This window comes from Leisingera sp. ABD4_442, assembly GCF_056160905.1.
This window is the reverse complement of record NZ_JBSWYB010000027.1, coordinates 40,286-60,043: the sequence shown is the minus strand read 5'-3', so window position 1 is coordinate 60,043 and position 19,758 is coordinate 40,286. Positions and strand designations below refer to the sequence as shown.

Sequence of the window (19,758 nt, the reverse complement as noted above, 5' to 3'; positions counted from 1 at the left end):
TTATTGTGGTTCTTTTTTCCTCTTTCCAGGACCTCGCGGGGGGAATTCGTCCCCCCCCCCCCCCCCCCGCCTGCCTCAGGGCCCGCCCGCCTCAGGCCTGGGCCATCGCGGTTTCGCGGATCCGCTCGATCATTGCCCGCAAACCGTTGGAGCGCTGCGAAGACAGGTGCTCGTTCAGCCCCAGGCGGCCCAGTTCTGCCTTGGCATCCACAGCCGTGACATCGGCCAGGCTCAGCCCGTTATAAAGACAGCGCAGCACCGCGATCAGCCCGCGCACGATCATCGCGTCGCTATCCCCGTCAAAGCGGAACGCGCCGCCTTCGATCGTGGCGTGAAGCCATACCTGGCTGGCGCAGCCGTCCACCTTGGTCGCGGGAACCTTCAGCGCCTCATCCAGCGGCTCCATCGCCTTGCCCAGATCAATCACATGGCGGTAGCGGTCTTCCCAGTCCTCCATGAACTCGAAGTCTTCCACGATCTCTTCAAAGGCGGCGGTGGCCATGGTTCGGTCTTCCTCAAACACTCAGCTGCGGACAAATCAGCACCTAAGGCCCTGCCCGTTCCTTTTCAACCGCTTTTCAAGCCGCCCCCAATCGGGTAATCCGTTGCAAAGAAATTTGTTTGGGGCGGGAACAGATGCAGAAATCATTGGCGATCACATTGGCCGGCGCGCTGGTGCTGGCGGGTTGCGGCTGGAAAGACTCGCGGCTCAACCCGTCCAACTGGTTCGGCAGCTCCGAACCGGTCGAAACCGCAGCGGCGGAGAATGTGAATCCGCTGCTGCCGCAGGACAGCAATCCCCGCGGCGTCTTTGCCCGCCCGGAACCCAAAGACCTGACGGTTCTGGCCAGCCGGATCTCTGACATGCGGATTGAGCGGACAGCTTCCGGCGCGATCATCTATGCCACCGCGGTCGCCAGCCGCCAGGGTGCCTATGAAGTCGAGCTGCGCCCGGTTGAAAGCGCCGAAGACGAGGTCCTGGCCTTTGACTTCCGCGTTGTTTACCCGGAATTCAGGACCGCCACCGGCAGCGAGTTCAGCCGCACCATCCATGCCGCCTACACGGTCAGCAACCAGGATCTGGAGGGCATTCGCACCGTGCGCGTGAACGGCGCTGAAAACGCGCGGGAAAGCCGCCGCCGGTGACCCCGGGAAAATCAAGCTGAAAAAGAAAACGCCCGCGGATGCGGGCGTCTCTGCTTCCAGGTCCAGCTCCAGCACAGAGCTAGAGCTCAACCACCTTCACATCCTGGCCCTTGGCAGCAAGACCGATCTTTCCCTCGCACAGGCGCAGCGCATCAGCCCCAAACACCTCGCGGCGCCAACCGCTGAGGGCCGGAACATCACGCAGCCCCGCTGCTATGGCGTCCAGATCAGCGCTGGGGGCAATCAGCTTGGCGGCGACACCCTCCGCCTCGGTCTTTGCTTTCAGCAGCACCCGCAAAAGGTCAGCCAGCGCCGGGTTCACCTGCAGCTTCTCCTTGCTGCGGTCCATCTTGGGATGATTTTCCGGCGCGCAGGCAACGCCCTTGGCAACCGCCTGCAGGATGCCTTCTGCGATGGCCCCTTTCCGCGCCTCGCGCAGCAGCAGACGGGAGCTGCCCAGCTCACTTGTGCTGCGCGGTTTTGTCGAGGCCAGCTCCACCAGCGCGTCATCCTTGAACACCCGGTTGCGGGGCACGTTGTTAGTCTGCGCATAGATCTCACGGAAGGCCGCCAGCTCACGCACCACGGCCAGGAACTTGCCGGAATTGGTCCGTGTCTTCACCCGTTTCCAGGCATCTTCGGGCCGGATATCATAGGTTGCCGGATCGGTCAGCACCTGCAGCTCCTCCGTCACCCAATGGGCGCGGCCGCTCTTTTTCAGCTCAGCCGCCAGGAACTCATAGATCTTGCGCAGGTGGGTCACATCCGCCAGTGCATAGGTCTTCTGTGCTTCGCTGAGGGGGCGGCGCGACCAGTCGGTAAAGCGCGAGGTCTTGTCCAGACCCTGCTTGACGATCTTGCGCACCAGGGTCTCGTAACCTGCCTGTTCGCCAAAGCCGCAGACCATTGCTGCCACCTGGGTATCGAACAGCGGTTTCGGAAAGACCTGCGCATCAACCCAGAAGATCTCCAGGTCCTGCCGCGCGGCGTGGAACACTTTGACCACATTCTCATTGCGGAACAGAGCATAAAGCGGCTCAAGCGAAATGCCGCCGGCCAGCGGATCGACCAGGACCGCGTCGTTTTCCCCATCCCCGGCATAGGCCAGCTGAATCAGGCAGAGCTTGGAATAATAAGTCCGCTCCCGCAGAAACTCGGTATCCACCGTGACGTAGGGGTGCTGTGCTGCGGTTTCGCAAAAGGCCTGCAGGTCTTCGGTGGTGGTCAGAGTTTTCATCAACTACGGCTTTTCAATCTCATGTGGGCCGGAACGTGATACGCGCATGTCCCGGGCAATGCAAACAGCCGGGCCTCAGCCCAGCTGAACCGGCGTCTTATCTCCCGCGGCAAAGCGGCGCAGCACCGCCGGATAGAGCTTGTGCTCCTCAACCAGAACCCGCGCGGCAAGCACTTCTGGCGTGTCGCCCGCCAGCACCGGCACCCGCGCCTGGCCCAGAATAGGGCCGTCATCCAGCAGCGGGGTGACCTCATGCACGGTGCAGCCATGCTCTGCGTCACCGGCCTCCAGCGCACGGGCATGGGTGTGCAGGCCCTTGTACTTGGGCAAAAGCGACGGGTGGATATTCAGCATCCGCCCCTCGAATTGCGACACGAAGCCTGCTGTCAGCACCCGCATGAACCCGGCCAGGCAGACAATATCCGCGCCTGCATCGAGAATGGGTTTTACCAGCTCTGCCTCAAACGCTTCGCGATCGCCCCCGAACGGCCGGTGGTCCACAACAGCCGTTGCCACGCCCGCCGCAGCCGCCTTGGCCAGTCCGCCCGCATCAGAGGTGTTGGACAAAACCAAGCAGGGGCGCGCCGGATGATCCCCGGTCATGCTCTCAAGCAGCGACACCATGTTGGAGCCGCCGCCGGAGATCAGGATGGCAACCCGTCTGTGGCTCACAGCAGCTTGCCCGCGTAGCGCATGCCCTCGCCAGCAGTGACGGTGCCCAGGCGGGACACGGTTTCACCCTCCGCTTCAAGCACCTGCACCAGCTCATCCGCACGGTCGGCGGAGACCGACAGGATCATGCCGATGCCGCAGTTGAAGGTCTTCAGCATTTCCGCCTCGGCAATGCCGCCGGTTTCCGCCATCCACTTAAACACGGGTGGCAGGTCCCAGGCATTGAGGTCGATATCGGCGCCCAGCCCCTCGGGCAGCACCCTCGGCAGGTTCTCGGTCAGGCCGCCGCCGGTGATATGGGCCAGCGCATGCACACCCCCTGCCCGCACCGCGGCCAGGCACTGCTTCACATACAGGCGCGTCGGGGTCAGCAGCGCAGCGCCCAGCGACCCTTCGCCAAACGGACAGTCCGCGTCCCAGCCAAGGCCCGAGACCTCCACCAGCTTGCGCACCAGCGAATAACCGTTGGAGTGCACGCCGTCGGACGCCAGCCCCAGCAGAACGTCGCCCTCTGCCACGCCATCGGGCAGCGCGGTGCCGCGCTCCATCGCGCCTACGGCAAAGCCTGCGAGGTCAAAATCACCTTCCGGGTACATGCCCGGCATCTCCGCAGTCTCGCCACCGATCAGCGCGCAGCCAGAGCGCACGCAGCCCTCGGCGATGCCTTCGATGATGCGGGCAGCGACATCGGTTTCCAGTTTGCCGGTCGCAAAGTAATCCAGGAAGAACAGCGGTTCCGCGCCCTGGCAGACCAGGTCATTGACGCACATCGCCACCAGGTCGATGCCAACGCCGTCCACCACACCGGTGTCGATGGCGATCCGCAGCTTGGTGCCGACACCATCGGTGGCGCCCACCAGGATCGGGTCGCTGTAACCGGCAGCCTTCAGATCGAACAGGGCGCCAAATCCGCCCAGGCCGCTGGCCACGCCAGAGCGGTTGGTGCGCTTGGCGGCCGGCTTGATCCGGTCGACCAGGGCGTTGCCCGCATCAATGTCCACACCTGCGTCTGCATAGGTCAGGCCGTTCTTGCCGCTGGTCATCACTTGGCTCCTTCAACTCGGTTGCGCAGCCTTTAGCGCAAGGCGCATCAGAAGGAAACAAGGGAATCTATCCTAGCCCCCGGGGTCATACCGGGCGGGTTTCCAGAGCGCATTTTCAAACCGCTGCCGGCCTGACCGGCAGGCCAATATGTCCAGGCTGAACGTCCCGCCAAAAGCCGCCAGGAAAATTCAGCCTTCCTGCCCGCAATCACCGCTTGACCTCGCCTGCCTCATTTCCTAACCAAAAACCAATGGCGGGCCTGTAGCTCAACGGTTAGAGCAGAGCGCTCATAACGCTTTGGTTGCAGGTTCGAATCCTGCCGGGCCTACCAAAACGCCACTCCCTATCCTGCTCCGTGGCTGTGGCGGCGCCACCTCCCCGCTGCAGATTGGATGGACCGGACGCGGCATCAGTACCACCCCGCCACGGTTGCGGTTGTGCCGGTCGCTTCGACCCCCGCGACGGAAAGGCCGATCACATCGCCCGCTGACACGGAATAGGTGATGACGGTTCCGGCCTCATCCCGCAAAGACAAGTCGCCCGAGCTCAGCACCCGCAAAACCCGCGGCCGGACCGGCAGGTCGACACCATCCTGCGGCGTGATCGCCAGATGGTGGGTGGCAGGGCTTTCCAACCCGCGGCGGTGGCTGGAGAAAGGATCAATCTGAGGCATGAAAGGTCTCCCAACAGAGTTTCAGTCCAGAACAAGCTGCCCGGGGACAGAGTTATAACCGCAAAGTAAGAAGATCCGGCAAAGGCAGCGTGCGCCGCTCACCGCTGCCGCGCAACACCCTGATCCGGCCCGCACCGGGCCTAGCGGGCAATCACGATATCCGCTTTCAGCCCGCCCAGATCGGTGCTTTCACCCAGCCGCAGGGTGCCGCCGTGGGCGCGCGCAATGTCGGCCACGATTGCCAGTCCCAGGCCGACGCCAGACCCGCGGTTCTGGTTGCGCGCCGGGTCCAGCCGGGTAAAGGGGCGGATTGCATCGCCGCGCTGTTCTGCGGGTATGCCCGGGCCGTCATCTTCCACCCGGATCCGCATTGAACGGTCCGTCACCGCCACAGACACCCGCGCCCGGGAGCCATAGCGCACCGCGTTGGAGATCAGATTTTCCACTGCCCTGCGCATCGGCTGGCGCCGCAGCATGACCTCGCCCGCGCCAGTCATTTCCCCCAGCGTGACAAGTTTCTCCTGGCGCTGCCAGTCGCCGACGATGGTGCGGACAAGCTCCTGAGGGTCCACCTGCTCCGGCTCGCTGACTGCTGCACCGCGGGAGAAATCCAGGAACGCGTCCAGCAGCGCCTGCATTTCATCGACGTCACGCAGCATCGGCGCCGCGTCCTCCTCATCCAGCATGGCCAGCTCCAGCTTCATCCGGGTGAGCGGCGTGCGCAGATCATGGCTGACACCGGACAGCATCAGGGTGCGCTGCTCGATCTGCCGTTCGATCCGCGCCCGCATGTCCAGGAAGGCGCTGCCTGCTGCCCGCACCTCCATCGCGCCGGCAGGAGAATAAGGCACCGCCCGCCCCCTGCCGAACGCCTCTGCCGCATTGGCCAGCCGCTTGATCGGGCGCAGCTGGTTGCGCATGTAGAGAAAGGAAATCAGCATCATCAAGAAGCCGAACAGCAGCATGGTGACAATCAGCTGATGCGGCGCCGCAGCTGTCAGGCGGCGGCGGTCGAAACTCAATTCCATCAACCCATGCCGGGTGCCGAAGTAAACCTGCACCGTCCGGTCTGCGGGAAACCGCGCCGCCAGGAACCCCGGCAGGGTCTTTTCCAGCTCCTCGCGCACCACCCGGCCGGAGAACTCAATCAGGCTGAACTGATCCTCCGGCAGCGGCGCTCCCGGCGCCAGATAGCGCGCCTGCATGTTCAATGGCTGCAGCAGCGGCGCCATCTGCGCCAGCGCTGACGCCTGGTCCGGCGTCCCGTCGGCAACCTGGCGCAGCAGCTCCAGCTCCCGCTGGATGGTGGCGGTCATCTGCACCGTCACATCCTCCAGATCGCGTTTGATAAAGACGACAGAGACCACGATCTGCAGCGCCACGATGGGCACCACCAGGATCAGTGCCGCACGGGCATAGAGGCTGCGCGGCATATATCGTTTGAGCCATTTGAAGAACATGGGCTAAGCCTATAGGGCGCTTGGGAAAGAAGGAAGACGCTCCGGGCGCGCACAGGTCCGGAAAACACAGGCTGGAAAACAGCAGCGGAGCAAGATTATGCAAGCACCAGATGATTTTAATCCGCCAGCCGGGTCTGCCGAGGGCCTGGAGCCGGGCCTGCGCCGTATCCTGGCGCCGAATCCCTCGCCGATGACGTACCGCGGCACCAATACCTACCTGCTGGGCACTGCCGGGCTTGCCGTGATTGATCCGGGGCCGGACTCACAGGTTCATCTGGCGGCGATTCTGGCTGCCGTGCAGCCCGGTCAGCAGATCACTCATATCATCGTGACCCACAGCCACCTGGACCATTCGCCGCTTGCGCGCGGGCTGAGCCGGGCCACCGGCGCACCGGTCTATGCCTTTGGCGGGCCGGAAGCGGGACGCAGCGCGGTGATGTCTCACCTCGCGGCGAACGGCCTGGCCGGGGGCGGCGAAGGCATAGACACCGGATTTGCCCCGGATATCACCGTTGAAGACGGTGAAACCATCCAGGGAGACGGCTGGCAGCTGGACGTGATCCACACCCCCGGGCATCTGGGCAACCATATTGCACTGGCCTGGGGCGATGCCTGTTTCACCGCCGACCACGTCATGGGCTGGGCCAGCTCGCTGGTGTCGCCGCCGGATGGCGATCTGACAGATTTTATGGCCTCCTGCCGCCGCCTGCGCCAGCGCCAGTGGCGCGTCTTCCATCCCGGCCATGGCGCCCCTGTCCTGGATCCTGCTGCCCGTCTCGACTGGTTGATTGCGCACAGGTGCTCCCGCGAGGCCGCCATTCTCGAGGCCCTTGCCCGGGCCCCGGCCACGGCCGCTGATCTGGCCCGGCAGATTTACACCGAGACGCCGGCCTCCCTGCTAAAGGCTGCCGAGCGCAATGTTTTTGCCCATCTCGTGGACCTGACGGGCCGCGGTTTGACCCTGCCCCAAGGGCCGCTTTCAGCCCAGGCAGTCTTTGCCGGCACCGGCCGCTGAACTTTTTTCAGAAAATTGCCACCCGCCCTCTGGACGCCCAATCCGGAGGGCGCTATACGGCACAAACCGTTCCGGCGTAGCTCAGCGGTAGAGCAGTTGACTGTTAATCAATTGGTCGTAGGTTCGATCCCTACCGCCGGAGCCATAAAAAGCCCTTAAGTCGCAAAGACTTAAGGGCTTTTTTGGTTTTCTGGGTCAGGGTCAGATTTTGGGTTTAGGGGCAGTTTAGGGGCACTTCCTCTCAACACCTCCCAATAGACCATGCAACCCGCCAACGCTCATGCATTCACACATTCATGCCTGGGTGAAAGCATGCAAGCATGTGTTGCGCCAAGCATGCAGGCTTGCCTGAAAGCGGAAAATCTATAAGCTCGGTCGGGATAGTTATCTTTTCTTCTTCTTATAGAACAAGGTGCTATGCAATGAAAGCTAGCTATGAGGACCTGCGGACTGTCAAACAGCTTGTGAGCGAAACCCCTTTTCTGACTGAGCAAAAGCTCCGTTGGTATATCTTCAATGCGGAGACGAACGGGCTTCTCTTCGCGATCGTGAAAATCTCTAATCGGGTTTACATCGACCGCGTTGCATTTGCGAATTGGGTGGAAAGCCATCGAATGGCCCCAGCCAACTATTGAACTGAAGCGATCTACATTCCGTAGCAGCTTGAAGGGACAGCCCTGCCGAAAGGCGGGGTTGTTTCTTTTATAAATAGGGCCACTCAAACGAGCGGCCCTTCGATTGGAAGGTCGCCTGATCGACCGAAGCCTAACAGGCGATACAGTTTTTTCGACAAAACGTCGAGGTATCTGCTCAATCTGGTGAGCATCTGTAAAGCTTATGTGTTGCCGCTCAAACCAAGGTTCAATGCCGGTTTGTAACATTCCCAAGCATTCCTTTCCGATTGGTCAGTTCGAACTGAAAGGACGCCTCTCTGTCCCCAAGCCAGGTGCCCGCACCAGCCGAGTGCCTGGCGGGGCGATCGTCTTTCCTTCCACGGGACATTTCGAACAAGCGGAAAGGTCAGCCAGATGAACACAAAATACCAACATTTCGAAAATCTGAGAGACGCAAAAGCAACACTGGCTCAACAAATCGGCACAGTTGAGATCAGCTTTTTCAGATCACGAGAGGATTTCTCAATCTTCCGCGTCAGACGTGCCGGAGACCGCCATTACGTAGGCACCCTCTACGAAGGGCCGGATTGCTTCCTACTGATCCCGCTAAACCCATAATTCATTGATTTCATAAGGTTTGCACACTGCGCTTTGCATGAATTCACGCAAGGCGCTTAAGCGCAAAGCATGGGCACATGTTTCGCGCTTTGCGTGAATTCATGTTAGCATTAAAGAAAAGATCAAAGAAATTGACATATATCGTTGGTTTGGTTTCCCAGAAAGGTGGCGTCGGGAAATCAACACTATCGCGCATGATTGCTCGTGAGTTCGAGAAGGGTGGCATGCGCACCAAAATCGCCGATCTGGATACCCAGCAACAGACATGCACATACTGGGCGGGGCGTCGCGCCGAGTGCAATATTGAACCTGAAATCCAAGTTCAGAGCTTTGCGACTGTGAAAAGCGCTTTATCGGATGCGCCTAGATTTGATGCTCTGATCATGGACGGGAAGCCAAATGCTTCGGAACAAACGCTGGAAGTGGCCAAAGCTGCCGACGTGGTTGTGATCCCCACTGGGCAGACAGTTGACGATCTACACCCCGGCGTTTTGCTGGCGCATAGTCTTGTTCGTAAGGGCATTCCCAGTCCCCGCATTGCTTTCGCAATGTGCAAGACGACCGGCAGTGCCCGTGAAAATGACGCCGCTCGTCGCTACCTGGAAGAGGCCGGTTATTCTGTCCTCGAAGGAGAAATTCCGGTTTCAACTGCCTACGGATCGGCATCCGACAATGGCAAGGCTATTACCGAAACTTCTTATGTAACGTTGAACCGCAAAGCTTCGAATCTGGCGCAGAGTATTGTTGATCGCCTAACCGAGCTTGCTGAAAGGAGGGTCGCCTAATGACAACAAATATTGCGAAGCTAAAAACCCTGAAGGGAAATCCACCGAAAGCACAGAGCCAAACTGATGTGATCAGCAACGACAGTCGAGCTGAAACGATCGAATTGAAGCCCCTGCAAGTACGAATTCCCAAAGCTGTCTTCGAGGAATTTTCAGAATGCGCGGGCAAAGAGTTTGGCTTCAGCCATGGCGCGAAGAAAAAACTCTTCTTGAAGATGTGGGAAGCATTCAAAACGCAAAACAAGAATACATGATTGCATGCATGTTGCGTTGATTTGGACCTATTCATAGGCGACACGGGATATCGTGGACCGCGACCCCCCCATCAGACGCCCTATCTCAGCGTTGCTCATGCCTTGGAGGCGCATTTTGACAACCTGGGAGCGCTGATACCGGGACAGCTTGGAAGGCCGCCCCATCTTGCGACCGGCGGCCACCGCACGCACCCGTCCCTCGGCTGTTCGTTCGGCGATCAAAGACCGTTCGAATTCCGCCAACCCGCCTAAAACCGTGAGAACTAGCTTTCCCGTGGGCGTAGTGGTGTCCGCCCAACTATCTGAAAGCGACTTCAGCTTTGCGCCTTTGGCTTCAACAATATCGACAATTTCAAGGAGATCGCGTGTTGAACGAGCCAATCTGTCAAGGCGCGTTACCACGAGGACATCTCCCGAACTCAGTGCGTCCAGAGCCCTATGCAGCTCAGGACGGTCGCTTCGAACCCCACTCTCTTTTTCTCGAAGAACCAGTTCACAACCAAAAGCGCCAAGCTGATCCAGCTGAGCGTCCAATGTTTGGCCCGACGTCGATACACGGGCGTAACCGATAGATTTCATGGAACAATTATGCACGCAACATGCGCACGCGCCAAGCAATTGTTATCTTAAGAAAAACTCAGGCGTTCAGAATTCTTGATTTTTGCACGGTAGACGAAGTTGCGAACGGCCCAAAGTGGAAACTCACCCCACGATATTGATGCTACAGTGCGGCCTGTCGAACTTGCCGTTCGCAGCGCACATGAAACCACCAACAAAACGATCCTGCAAATCGCGCAATAGAGTGAGCACTCGCTGCCGGTGGTTCAACACTGGGACCAAGTCTCTTTTAGGAATGCATGCGTACGTTCGCGCGTTTCATCCGATCCTAAGTCATGAATGAACAGGGAGGCTATTTCTGCCTTTAAGCGGCCTATTCCGGACAGCGTTTCTGTGCCACAAATCTCGCGGTATCGGATTAGGCCCGCCGACACTTCTTCAGCTGCATTCAGGTTGACTCCTAAGCCTTTGAGAATTCCACCTATGTCTTCAGCCCAGCCTGTGAACTCTGCCTTGAGACTCTGTTCCAAACGCAACTTTATCCGAAAAATGCGATCCCAGTTAGCGGTCTTTTCTGTTTCAGGCTCCAAGCTCAGATTCCAAACGGGTTCCCCGCCTGGAGTGCCCAAGACGGTACTTCCCGTTAGCGAAAACTGCGCCGTAGCGTCGCCGTAAGGATCGTAGCAAGGTAGCCGATTTCCCTGTTGATCAAACAGAATATCCTTAGCCAGTTTATAGGACGAATTGCATCTGTCCCCCATCGGCACTAGGTTTTTCAAATTTACTCCGCAGAACGGATACTGCGATACCATGAGGTAGTGATCGAGGTCAGGTCTAGGTATGTCTGGATGGGGTGGCTCTAACCTCTCCATGCCACAGCACGGGCAACACTTCTTTGAGAGGCGACTGTAAGCAATTTCAAAGTGAACATCACGAACTGAGGTTTGGACACCAGGAGATTTGATACTTGAAAGGGCTTTAAAGCTAAATTCGAAGAGCTCTTTCGCCAAATCGTGTATTTCGGGTAGTGTATCTTTGCAGGTAATACACTCTGTAGTACTCTCAAAAATTTCAGGTATTTTGTTCTGTGTTTCAATGGAAGTTCGAACCGCTTCCCTTTTTCCCGCATCCAAGCCTGCTAACGCTTCCGATAGCCTATTGAAACGTTCTACGATACCCCTGAAACGTGAGATTGTTTCTCTATACGCTGCCGATACATCGGCTGGAAAGACGTCAAGCGCTTGGCCTTCGTCAAGTTGTCTTAATCTTCTCAGGATAGCCGTGGTTATGCAGGTGCTCAGCCAGTTTTCTTCTGTAGCCTCGATGGCATAAGTTTCTAACATATTGTTTTAAGTATCGTTTTTTAGGCTTAATAATCGGTCGGCGAGCAAAGCTCGTTCGACAGAGCTTCCGATGCTCGACAGAGCATTCTCAATTTCTTCTGCAGTGCCAAATAATTTTAGCCGCTCAATTTCTTCGCGTGCCACTTGCGAAATAGGAGGTTCCACGCTGAAACAGTGGCCCAATATTCTATCGAAAGTCGCTCCAAACGTCTCAATTTCGGGCTTAGATGCTCTCAACTGACCTTCAGACTTTGCGAAGATCCTTACATGATCACGTGTCAGGTCAGAGGCAACAAATGGAGCATGCGAAGTGAGTAATATCTCCTGATCGAATAACCCTTCTACAGGCAGTTTCGTTAACCGAGAAATGAACTTGACCCGCCATTGCGGATTGAAGTGAGATTCCGGTTCGTCCAACAAGAAGAGCGTTCTGGGATCACGCATCATTGCAAACATCCCAAACACTTGCGCCTGTTGGTGCTCACCATCTGACAAAGACACGTAGTCCACAGGTTCAGGTTTTCCATCTTTGTTGAGTTTGTTGAAACGTACCTCTTCAAACCTGAAGACCTTGCTTTCTTCTTGGGGCTCGGGAAGGCGTGCCGCGAAATGTCTCTTTTCGATGTCGCGCTTGATGCGGGTTCGCGCTGTCTTAGGGATCATCAGGTCATTGAGCATCGCCAGCTTATGGATCGACCGATACAAATCACTTGGGGATTGCCAGAATTCTCTGAACGCTTCACGGGATGCATCATCGACCAAAAAATCAAACGTGTATACTTCTGGGTCCTCTTGGTAATCCCAGCAAGTGGCGCAGCGCTTCAGTTGATCAATGTATCGCTCGAGCTCTTCAGTGAGTTGGATGCCCTTTCGACCACTCTTTGCGCCGCTTGGCGCATTTGGGGAACCTGGATGGTTCAACTGAATGATGCACCGCCATGACGACAAATTTTCGAGCTTTGCGTGTTCGATTAATGCAGATCGCAGGCTCGGTTCTCCAATCATGAGGTTCGCAATGAGTACTTCAAGGTGGGTGCTGTAGTCGATCAAAAGGAGGCGATTGTCTGAAACAGTCGTTCTTGGCGCTGCGTCCGGCATCGCGGCATTCCGCACCGCTTCTGCATATTCCGAACGGCTGACAGCAAACGGCAGACTGAGCGTTTCGTTATCACCGGATGTGTATCCAACTATCCAAGAAGGTAGGTGTTTTCCGTATTTGGGCGAGTTTGTGTCTTTGACTACTTTGAAGTCATCTCCGTCGTGAACCTCCATCTGAACGGGGCCACCTGCCTTCGTTGCTGACAATCGAGAAATTCTGACGCGCTGTACGTTTGTGCCAGCTGCATTCGATGTTTCGTAAGTGAGCTTGAACAATAGTCTGGGATTTGCCTCAGCTCGTTCCTCTTTTGGCTTGTGCGTGTGCCACGCCGCCTGAAAAATCTCTGCGACAACCTGCAAAAACTGTGATTTCCCAGATCCATTGGGGCCAAGCAGACATAAAGGGCGCAATGCTTGGTTGGTGTCGGTGGCGGGGCGATAAAGGTCCACCTCGAAGCCATCGAGAAGTCCTCCGCAACTCGACGCCTCTATTATTTCAAGGTGGACAAGCCTCATGAGGCCACCTTGACGAGGCGCATCCTCTTCTGAATTGCATCGAACTCCTGGCGTATCTTCGGCTGGTCACCTATCATCAAGGCCATAAGCTCTTCCTTCACTTCTTCATATGTCCCTGATGCTTTCCCCTTTAGCTCTTCGAAAGTCATACCTTCCGATGGCCAGCTATCCAAAAGACTCACCAATTTAGGTTTCTTTTTCATCATTCGCGGTTTCCTGGGCTGTCTTTTGAGTTTGGGCTCTTTGGCGCGGGCTTCGCGAATGCGATCAAGTAACAAGCTGGCGGGTTCATCATTCGGGTCTTGAGAAACAAGCTCTCCTGCGAAGGCCTTTGCGAGGATGCGTTCGTCCAACTTGTCTGTCAAGCTCAGGGCTTTCTCAGCTTCAGCAGAAAGACGATCTATCTTTTTGAAAGCGCTTCTTATTTTGTCGATAACTCGCCGTTGCTCATCAATGGTCGGAACTACAAACTCAAAAGATTTTAGTTTTTGGGCATTTATGTTTGACTGGTTGACGCTATCTGATTTCACGCGCCAGCAATACGCACGACCTATTGAGCTGTTGAGCGCGTAGTTGAGGTACTCTGGCAACAGCGTTTTGGCGCACTTAATCCGGATCAAATAGCCGGCATAAATTGCTGGCTTGTCACCTCTGTAAATCGCCGTCTTTCCAACCAACTCAGGACTATTAGTTCGATTGAAAAGAACATCCCCCGGTTCGAGTTTGTATTTCTCGATCTCTTCGGGGCGATCAGTATAGACCAAGTTGTTCCAATCAAGTTCCATAGACTGGATGTTGCCCATTCTCAAAACGGGGACGGTCCCGGTCTTCGATGACTTAGCAGAAGAGCCGTAACGGACATCTAGGACGTGTTTGTTAAGTTGTTCTGGCAAACCCCAGATGACGCCGTGCTTAGTACGCCACTCAACTGTTAGCTCACCTTGCACGCCAAGCGTGAGCACCTCAGCCTTGTACTTTTCCACCAGTTTTGCGATTGCGGCGAGGTGAGTGCGGGCAGAAGCAGTGCAAGCGCTGAGGGTGTCGAGCTTTGTAACAATACGCTTTTGTTCGGCCAAGGGCGGCAAAGCAAACTCGAAATCTCTTACGCTTTCAAACTTGACACGTGGCCGGTCACCCGTGCTGCGTTGATCCGCAAGCGTTCGAAATTTTTGGCTGCGTAGCAGGCTTTGTAGGAAACGTTGTTCTATGGCGTCAGATGCTGGATAAATAATGAACTCCGCTGATGCTGCACCGTCGAACTCAGCCAAATGAACCTTGTTGAGGTATGGTCGAAGGCGACCATATAGCACATCGCCTTTCTTGAAAATCACAACCGAGCTTTTTAGTTCACTTGCGGGCTGATTTCCTAACAACTTTCCGGTGTGCGCTTCGACATGGTCCATGCCAAGGAACGGCATATTCCCAAGAGTTTGTGGGTCGGCTCTTTCGCCACGAGGTGCTGTCACCTGTTCAAGGGTTGTTTCAGCCCATCCATTAGGAAGCTCGTTCATGACACTGCCTTCTGTTTACAGTCAACTAAGTAAACCTGGATAGCGCGCTCAAATGAAACGTGCGCACTTATTTAGCGGCCTCGGATTCAGCCGCTTCTTCCAGTTCTTCGCTGAGCGCTTCAATTTCTTCGAAAGCCGCGCGTAAATGGCCCATGATCGCGACCGCTATTTCATCGGGGACGGATATGCCGTCATTGGGGTCATCATTTTCGTCGCGTAGCCAGGTCCAATCAAGGTTATGGTCACGCTCTGTGATCTGCTTGTGTGTCAGTTTGCGCCAACGACCGTCTTCCTGTTGCTCCTTGCGATCCGAACAACCAAAAGGATCTTCACCATAGAATTTCTCAAACTCTGCAAAGTGCATATCTGTGATGACATTTGCCTTCCCGAATGAAGGCATGTTGGCTCGAAGGTCGTAAAACCAAATCTCCTGTTCTTCTTTGCCTCTTTTGCGATTGAAGAACAGCACATTTGTCTTCACGCCTGTGCTTGAGAATATCCCCGTCGGAAGTCGAAGGATGGTATGCAGCCTGCATTTTTCTAACATGTCCTGCCGCACTAGCTTTCCCACGCCAGAATCGAACAGAACATTGTCCGGTAGAACCACGGCTGCGCGGCCATTTTCACTAAGACTCGAGTATATGAGTTGAAGAAACAAGAGCTGCTTGCTAGCGTTCGGAAACGGTAAATCGTCCCTCGCTTCACGCCTGCCACCCGCTTTGCTTCCAAAAGGGGGATTAGCCAGAATTAGATCAGCTTCTGCTAAGGCTTTCCCATCTTCAGTAAGTGCGTCACCGTATATAATTCCGGCGTTAAGCCCATTCAAGAATGTGTTCATCAAGCAAATTCGGCGCGTGTTTTTCTCGATTTCTGCGCCTTGGTACACTGGTGGGGTCTTCGAGTAGGCGGTCTCTGAAGAATTTGAGCGAATGAAACGGTCTGCTGCTACAAGAAAGCCTCCACTTCCGACAGCTGGATCTTGAATTACTTCACCTGCTTTTGGTTTCATGACGCGAACAATTGAGTTAACAACTGCCCGGGGTGTAAAATACTGACCTGCACCAGATCGAACATCCTGGGATATTTTCTCGACAAGCCCTTCGTAGATTTCGCCGAAACGATCACCACTTACATCGGCCCATGCTATCTCATCAATTCCATCGATGACTGCGCGCAAATTGACAGAATGAGAAAAAACCGTAGTCGGAAACGTATAGATAGAGCGAACAGTTTCGCTTTGGGCATTTGTTCCTAGTTGAGTAAGCGCCAACTGGTAGAACTCAAGTAAGTCACCATCTTGATGTTCAACAAGGTCATTCCAACGGCAGCCAGATGGTAGGAGATGCTCTACTCCATTCTCTTCCGCAATCTTCAGAAAGAGGAGATAGGTCAGTTCCGTTACATATTGATGATAGCTAACTCCATCTCCACGGAGGATGTGGCATAGCTCCCACACTTTTTGAACGACGTTCTCATGGTTGAGGTTGCGATAAGTCATTGTTTTCACGTTTATTTAGCGCCAGCCGTAGTTTGGCGATTTTCTTCTTCCGACCTCATTAGACGATAAATCTCGCAAACTCCATCACCCAAAAGTTTACCTATCGCAAGCAGATCATGTCGTACCTTCTCAACCGTTGCAAAGCTGATTGTTGAAAATTATAGCCCAATGACAGCATTTCCGGCTTCGGTCGCTAAAGCAATCTACTTACTTGGGCCAATCATCGTAGAATGTACGGTTCCCGCCCTGTCCATCAACGATTAGGCTAATATGGCTAGTCACGCGCAACATGCATCCCCTCTGTCAGCTCGGAGCGAGAAACGATCACAACCACACAGGAGGACCGGCGTAGGTAGCGGCCCGACGAGATCAACACAACCGCCTGCGGGTGCCTGCCGACGGTTTATCTATCGCTCCAGATCGTCTTGCGCACCGCGACTGCGGTCGTGCATCAGTGCATAAAAATCACGTACCGTCTCATTACGTTGCGCCTTCACATCGCGGCGGCGATCTGTCTCTAACGCTTCTTCCCAGGCTTTCGCGAGATGAGCTTTTTCCATCTCTGTCAGATCTGATTGCCAGATGTCTTGCTCGGTAAGCGGCTCCATTGCTGTTTGGCGCGCGCGCCAGAGCTCCAAACCGCGTTTGCGGCGTTGCTCCCTGTCGCCCGTTTGGGCAACAGCATCATTGTATTCAGCCTCGGATGCACCAAGGCGTGCATGCAGCTCCAGTTCGTCATGTTGGTTGATTTCCCACTGGTTTCGCAAGCGCCTTAGCCTACGATGTTCACGCGGTATTAGCTTCGCTGCTTCGTTAGCTTCCTTTCGGCCCTTGGTGCGAAAACCAAAGAAGCTCCATCCCTTTTTCTTGCCCACAGTATCTAGGTCGATCTCGTCAAAATTTTCGCCCGCTTTCAGGCGGCGGTCGATCTCGGCCCACGCGGCGCGCGGGTTGCGGTAGAGCTTTGAACAGGCCTCTTCGAAACTCCTGTTAGCTTTGCCAATGTCCTCGGCAACGCGTTCCTTGACCCATTGGACACGCCGGATCGTGCGCCGGTCCTTAGCGTGGCGCTGTGCGGCCTCGGTGGCGCGCTTTTCGCGGTCCCTGAAATAGGCATAACGATTGGTTGCCAGAAGCGCGAGTTTCACGCGGGCTTCCGATTCAGCTTTGGCCTGAGCCCGCTGACGATCAGCATCGTTGTCGAGTTCATCCAGGATGGACTCGGGGCGTTCCGCATCCGGTGGCTCCAGCTGATCGGCCACCTCACGCGCGAGCTCTCGATCGATTTCATAGCTCTCCCAGGCCTCCTCAAATCGCGCCTCAATTCGGTCCAGACGCGCATGTTTGCCAACCTTGGATAGGGTCATGTAGCGTTCGCCGTCAGTGATACGGAACCCTTGGCCTGCGCGCTTGAGATGCAGGCCGTGTGCCTCCAGTCTGGCCTCTAGATCAACCCAGCTGGTGGCATCCTTGAAGTGGGATGTGATGTCGCTGCGAATGCGGCGCATTTCTGTTTCAGACCACTTCGCGAGTGGCTTGTCGCCTTCACGGTCTGCCCGGAGTTTCTCCTCGCGGGATGCTTTCTTTTTCCGGTCAGGGTCTTTCTCGCCGTTGCGCAGTTCTTCCAGATCGGGTCTATCCACGATCCGGAACCCCAGTTCCTTTTCCTGGCGCTCAAGGCTTTCCATGATCCGGTAAACATCTCGCCACGGGTTCCAAGCCCGTCCTGACTCCGGATGCACCCTGTTGACGACGATATGGATGTGAGGACAGTCGCCATCGTCGTGCGCGACGATGAGTTGCTCATGCTCTGAGAGGCCAAGATCAGCAAGTAGCGACTCGGCCACTTGCATTTGCACCTCTTTCGGTGGCTGTTCTTCCGGTGGCCAACTGATCGGCAGATGGTACACCGGCTTCTTCACGCCACGAGAAAGCTCCGCTGTCGCCTGCATGACGCCAGCCACAACCATAGGGTCAGTGGCTGGTAGGTTGCGGGCTTCTGACCAGATCACCCGATGGGGGGTCTCTTCTCCGCGTCTGCCTTCATGCAGATACTTGAGAAGACCTTTGAACCCCCGCCCTTTGTAGGGGTTGCCGATCATGGGCAGAACGGACGGAGCTTGTCCGTCAGGTCATGGAGAACTTTGAGAAGTTGATCTTCGCTGACAAATTCTCCTTTGTTGGCCTGACGGGCGAGGCCATTGAGCCTGGTCCCTTCGTGGGCCAGTAGCGTGATGGCCTCCTCCGCGATCGCTTTGGATGAGGCTTCGCCCGATGTCCAAAATGTGAGAGCGCCGGACACGCGGTCAAAAACATGCTTGATGTTCTGGGCACCATCGATCTTTCCGTTTTGCGCGTGCTCCAGGAGCTGATTGAGATTGTTCCCGATGCGGGACAACTGCCGGATCAGCTCCCCAGCCTGAACGCTGGGTTTAGCCCTTTGCGGCTTACCCAAGGCAAGGCTGCGGATGAATGCAGACATGGTAACGCCCGCACGTTCCGCACTAGCGGATATACGTGCGCGCTCAGAGGTTGTGACCCAAAAGGTCAACTGCTCTGTGCGACGTTCATGTTTGGGTTTCTTGGAACCCTTCGGTCGTGCCATTCATCCAAGCCTTCTGTGGCGCTTGAACAGACGAGGTGATTCCCTTGAGACGAAAGCGTTAGCGGGTCGAATGGGAGATCATATCTCCTGTACAGAACAGTTTTTTCTGTACAGAGATACTTCCTCGCTCCTCAAAAGAACGCTACCGCTATCCCCGATGATGTCAACTTATGGAGTTGGGCAAAACGGTTCAGAATGTGTTTCTGACACAGTGCCTTATCCAACAATCTTCAATATCTCGGGCTCTTTGTCAATTACTCTCAACACGCGTCAAAGCCCCACAACAACTGCCAAAATGGAATTGGTTAGATTTCACTTGCGTCTTGCGCCATAAACCGGAGCGGGACTGAACATGCCAACCAAACAGAAAGGCGTGGTTCGGATCGCCAATTCGCAGTTCCGCACCCCACCACATATCCGTGCAAGATTGGGCCGTTTTCACAACTGTCAGTTTTAGGGTTTTCATGTCCGCCATAAGGAAATGTGAGGCTGGTCAGAAAGAACAAAAACGAACGTGATCCTCCCAGACACTTTCCCAGCCTCGCAATTCGATAGAGTATGAAGGGCATTATCATGAGCAACTGGGCAAGCTTGAGTTACAGCAATACCGCCACATTCGGTGAGCGTGTTTTTGTTAACATGCCCTGGCGGGCAAACATGGACCGCAGCAACAGATTGATCGCCTGGATCGCGCCCATAGTGGGGCGCGAAGACGATCCAGGTGCGTGGCGATTTCGGGCAATGTCTGGAAAATCCGACCTGCCAGAACATCAAACAGCAGAGCTTTTGGCCAGTGTCTTCACCCTGATTGCTGGACATGGATATGTGCCCGAGAGGATCAGCTTTGCCGCCTTGGCCGTTCTGGCGCAGAGGCCACAGCATCAGATTTCAGCGGCCCATCGCGAAGCCGCAAAACACCACATCGCGAGGCAAAAGGCGGATAAATTCGAGCCAATACTGAGCCTGAAAGATGGCCTCTCGCAGTGACATCCAACAGATAGCATGCCGCCCATTTCCCAAAAGGCCGACACACAACTGCTAAGAGAAGCATCTTCTTCTAGCCAGGTCGATGACGCCCAGTTAGGCTGGACATTATTGAGCGAGCGCGGGG

At 55.9% G+C, this 19,758-nt stretch carries 18 protein-coding genes and 2 tRNA genes; 7 read left to right on the top strand and 13 right to left on the bottom strand.

Annotation, left to right across the window (positions count from 1 at the left end; genetic code table 11):
- Positions 1 to 91 precede the first annotated feature (91 nt).
- Positions 92 to 502 (bottom strand): SufE family protein, encoded by a 411-nt coding sequence (locus tag ACXAHG_RS17305; RefSeq protein ID WP_475043600.1) that lies wholly within the window; start codon positions 500 to 502, stop codon positions 92 to 94.
- Between the two features lie 134 nt (positions 503 to 636).
- Between ACXAHG_RS17305 and ACXAHG_RS17300 the strand changes: the two genes are divergently transcribed.
- Positions 637 to 1,146: a hypothetical protein gene (locus tag ACXAHG_RS17300; protein WP_475059298.1), complete on the top strand. Its 510-nt coding sequence runs from the start codon at positions 637 to 639 to the stop codon at positions 1,144 to 1,146.
- 79 nt (positions 1,147 to 1,225) lie between these two features.
- Here ACXAHG_RS17300 and rnd read toward each other — a convergent pair whose 3' ends face one another.
- From rnd to purM, 3 genes are all read right to left on the bottom strand, one after another.
- Positions 1,226 to 2,383 (bottom strand): ribonuclease D, encoded by a 1,158-nt coding sequence (gene rnd, locus ACXAHG_RS17295; protein WP_475059295.1) that lies wholly within the window; start codon positions 2,381 to 2,383, stop codon positions 1,226 to 1,228.
- A 75-nt stretch (positions 2,384 to 2,458) separates the two neighbouring features.
- Positions 2,459 to 3,055 carry a phosphoribosylglycinamide formyltransferase gene (gene purN / locus ACXAHG_RS17290; protein ID WP_475059292.1) on the bottom strand — a complete coding sequence of 199 codons (597 nt, stop codon included), beginning with the start codon at positions 3,053 to 3,055 and terminating at the stop codon, positions 2,459 to 2,461.
- Positions 3,052 to 4,098, bottom strand: a complete 1,047-nt coding sequence (gene purM, locus ACXAHG_RS17285) for a phosphoribosylformylglycinamidine cyclo-ligase (RefSeq protein ID WP_475059289.1) — start codon at positions 4,096 to 4,098, stop codon at positions 3,052 to 3,054. The genes purN and purM overlap by 4 nt, the downstream gene beginning before the upstream one ends.
- A gap of 256 nt (positions 4,099 to 4,354) precedes the next feature.
- On the opposite strand from purM, the gene ACXAHG_RS17280 reads away from it, so the two are divergent.
- Positions 4,355 to 4,430, top strand: a tRNA-Ile gene (locus tag ACXAHG_RS17280).
- 78 nt (positions 4,431 to 4,508) lie between these two features.
- On the opposite strand, the gene ACXAHG_RS17275 is transcribed toward ACXAHG_RS17280, so the two are convergent.
- Positions 4,509 to 4,772 carry a spike base protein, RCAP_Rcc01079 family gene (locus ACXAHG_RS17275; protein WP_475043607.1) on the bottom strand — a complete coding sequence of 88 codons (264 nt, stop codon included), beginning with the start codon at positions 4,770 to 4,772 and terminating at the stop codon, positions 4,509 to 4,511.
- 140 nt (positions 4,773 to 4,912) lie between these two features.
- A complete protein-coding gene (locus ACXAHG_RS17270; protein ID WP_475059286.1) occupies positions 4,913 to 6,232 on the bottom strand; it encodes an ATP-binding protein in 1,320 nt (439 codons plus the stop codon).
- A 97-nt stretch (positions 6,233 to 6,329) separates the two neighbouring features.
- Here ACXAHG_RS17270 and ACXAHG_RS17265 point away from each other — a divergent pair, with 97 nt between their 5' ends.
- The 4 genes from ACXAHG_RS17265 (at position 6,330) to ACXAHG_RS17250 (ending at position 9,518) form a co-directional block, all read left to right on the top strand.
- Positions 6,330 to 7,247 (top strand): MBL fold metallo-hydrolase, encoded by a 918-nt coding sequence (locus ACXAHG_RS17265; RefSeq protein WP_475059284.1) that lies wholly within the window; start codon positions 6,330 to 6,332, stop codon positions 7,245 to 7,247.
- A 70-nt stretch (positions 7,248 to 7,317) separates the two neighbouring features.
- A tRNA-Asn gene (locus ACXAHG_RS17260) sits at positions 7,318 to 7,392 on the top strand.
- Positions 7,393 to 8,556: 1,164 nt separating this feature from the next.
- A complete protein-coding gene (locus ACXAHG_RS17255) occupies positions 8,557 to 9,264 on the top strand; it encodes an AAA family ATPase (protein WP_475059282.1) in 708 nt (235 codons plus the stop codon).
- Positions 9,264 to 9,518: a hypothetical protein gene (locus tag ACXAHG_RS17250; protein WP_475059279.1), complete on the top strand. Its 255-nt coding sequence runs from the start codon at positions 9,264 to 9,266 to the stop codon at positions 9,516 to 9,518. The genes ACXAHG_RS17255 and ACXAHG_RS17250 overlap by 1 nt, the downstream gene beginning before the upstream one ends.
- Positions 9,519 to 9,545: 27 nt before the next feature.
- On the opposite strand, the gene ACXAHG_RS17245 is transcribed toward ACXAHG_RS17250, so the two are convergent.
- From ACXAHG_RS17245 to ACXAHG_RS17215, 7 genes are all read right to left on the bottom strand, one after another.
- The gene (locus ACXAHG_RS17245) at positions 9,546 to 10,097 is read right to left on the bottom strand and encodes a recombinase family protein (RefSeq protein ID WP_475059277.1); all 552 of its coding nucleotides are present in this window, start codon (positions 10,095 to 10,097) and stop codon (positions 9,546 to 9,548) included.
- 245 nt (positions 10,098 to 10,342) lie between these two features.
- Positions 10,343 to 11,419: a hypothetical protein gene (locus ACXAHG_RS17240; protein ID WP_475059274.1), complete on the bottom strand. Its 1,077-nt coding sequence runs from the start codon at positions 11,417 to 11,419 to the stop codon at positions 10,343 to 10,345.
- 6 nt (positions 11,420 to 11,425) lie between these two features.
- Complete coding sequence (locus ACXAHG_RS17235; protein ID WP_475059272.1) at positions 11,426 to 13,033, bottom strand: restriction system-associated AAA family ATPase; 1,608 nt, start codon at positions 13,031 to 13,033, stop codon at positions 11,426 to 11,428.
- Positions 13,030 to 14,544: a restriction endonuclease subunit S gene (locus ACXAHG_RS17230; protein WP_475059269.1), complete on the bottom strand. Its 1,515-nt coding sequence runs from the start codon at positions 14,542 to 14,544 to the stop codon at positions 13,030 to 13,032. The genes ACXAHG_RS17235 and ACXAHG_RS17230 overlap by 4 nt, the downstream gene beginning before the upstream one ends.
- A gap of 67 nt (positions 14,545 to 14,611) precedes the next feature.
- Positions 14,612 to 16,042: a class I SAM-dependent DNA methyltransferase gene (locus tag ACXAHG_RS17225; protein WP_475059266.1), complete on the bottom strand. Its 1,431-nt coding sequence runs from the start codon at positions 16,040 to 16,042 to the stop codon at positions 14,612 to 14,614.
- Positions 16,043 to 16,449: 407 nt separating this feature from the next.
- On the bottom strand, positions 16,450 to 18,144 hold the full coding sequence (locus ACXAHG_RS17220) for a relaxase/mobilization nuclease domain-containing protein (RefSeq protein ID WP_475059264.1): 1,695 nt from the start codon (positions 18,142 to 18,144) through the stop codon (positions 16,450 to 16,452).
- The gene (locus ACXAHG_RS17215) at positions 18,141 to 18,647 is read right to left on the bottom strand and encodes a plasmid mobilization protein (RefSeq protein WP_475059261.1); all 507 of its coding nucleotides are present in this window, start codon (positions 18,645 to 18,647) and stop codon (positions 18,141 to 18,143) included. The genes ACXAHG_RS17220 and ACXAHG_RS17215 overlap by 4 nt, the downstream gene beginning before the upstream one ends.
- A gap of 558 nt (positions 18,648 to 19,205) precedes the next feature.
- On the opposite strand from ACXAHG_RS17215, the gene ACXAHG_RS17210 reads away from it, so the two are divergent.
- Positions 19,206 to 19,634, top strand: a complete 429-nt coding sequence (locus ACXAHG_RS17210; RefSeq protein ID WP_475059259.1) for a hypothetical protein — start codon at positions 19,206 to 19,208, stop codon at positions 19,632 to 19,634.
- The last annotated feature ends 124 nt before the right edge of the window (positions 19,635 to 19,758 follow it).

Bases quoted from the DNA above. Each gene is read 5' to 3' on its own strand.
- ACXAHG_RS17275 (WP_475043607.1), bottom strand. From the start codon at position 4,772: ATGCCTCAGATTGATCCTTTCTCCAGCCACCGCCGCGGGTTGGAAAGC.
- ACXAHG_RS17225 (WP_475059266.1), bottom strand. From the start codon at position 16,042: ATGACTTATCGCAACCTCAACCATGAGAACGTCGTTCAAAAAGTGTGG.
- rnd (WP_475059295.1), bottom strand. From the start codon at position 2,383: ATGAAAACTCTGACCACCACCGAAGACCTGCAGGCCTTTTGCGAAACC.
- ACXAHG_RS17230 (WP_475059269.1), bottom strand. From the start codon at position 14,544: ATGAACGAGCTTCCTAATGGATGGGCTGAAACAACCCTTGAACAGGTG.
- purM (WP_475059289.1), bottom strand. From the start codon at position 4,098: ATGACCAGCGGCAAGAACGGCCTGACCTATGCAGACGCAGGTGTGGAC.
- ACXAHG_RS17245 (WP_475059277.1), bottom strand. From the start codon at position 10,097: ATGAAATCTATCGGTTACGCCCGTGTATCGACGTCGGGCCAAACATTG.
- ACXAHG_RS17210 (WP_475059259.1), top strand. From the start codon at position 19,206: ATGAAGGGCATTATCATGAGCAACTGGGCAAGCTTGAGTTACAGCAAT.
- ACXAHG_RS17250 (WP_475059279.1), top strand. From the start codon at position 9,264: ATGACAACAAATATTGCGAAGCTAAAAACCCTGAAGGGAAATCCACCG.
- ACXAHG_RS17255 (WP_475059282.1), top strand. From the start codon at position 8,557: ATGTTTCGCGCTTTGCGTGAATTCATGTTAGCATTAAAGAAAAGATCA.
- ACXAHG_RS17220 (WP_475059264.1), bottom strand. From the start codon at position 18,144: ATGATCGGCAACCCCTACAAAGGGCGGGGGTTCAAAGGTCTTCTCAAG.
- ACXAHG_RS17265 (WP_475059284.1), top strand. From the start codon at position 6,330: ATGCAAGCACCAGATGATTTTAATCCGCCAGCCGGGTCTGCCGAGGGC.
- ACXAHG_RS17270 (WP_475059286.1), bottom strand. From the start codon at position 6,232: ATGTTCTTCAAATGGCTCAAACGATATATGCCGCGCAGCCTCTATGCC.
- ACXAHG_RS17215 (WP_475059261.1), bottom strand. From the start codon at position 18,647: ATGGCACGACCGAAGGGTTCCAAGAAACCCAAACATGAACGTCGCACA.
- ACXAHG_RS17300 (WP_475059298.1), top strand. From the start codon at position 637: ATGCAGAAATCATTGGCGATCACATTGGCCGGCGCGCTGGTGCTGGCG.
- ACXAHG_RS17305 (WP_475043600.1), bottom strand. From the start codon at position 502: ATGGCCACCGCCGCCTTTGAAGAGATCGTGGAAGACTTCGAGTTCATG.
- ACXAHG_RS17240 (WP_475059274.1), bottom strand. From the start codon at position 11,419: ATGTTAGAAACTTATGCCATCGAGGCTACAGAAGAAAACTGGCTGAGC.
- ACXAHG_RS17235 (WP_475059272.1), bottom strand. From the start codon at position 13,033: ATGAGGCTTGTCCACCTTGAAATAATAGAGGCGTCGAGTTGCGGAGGA.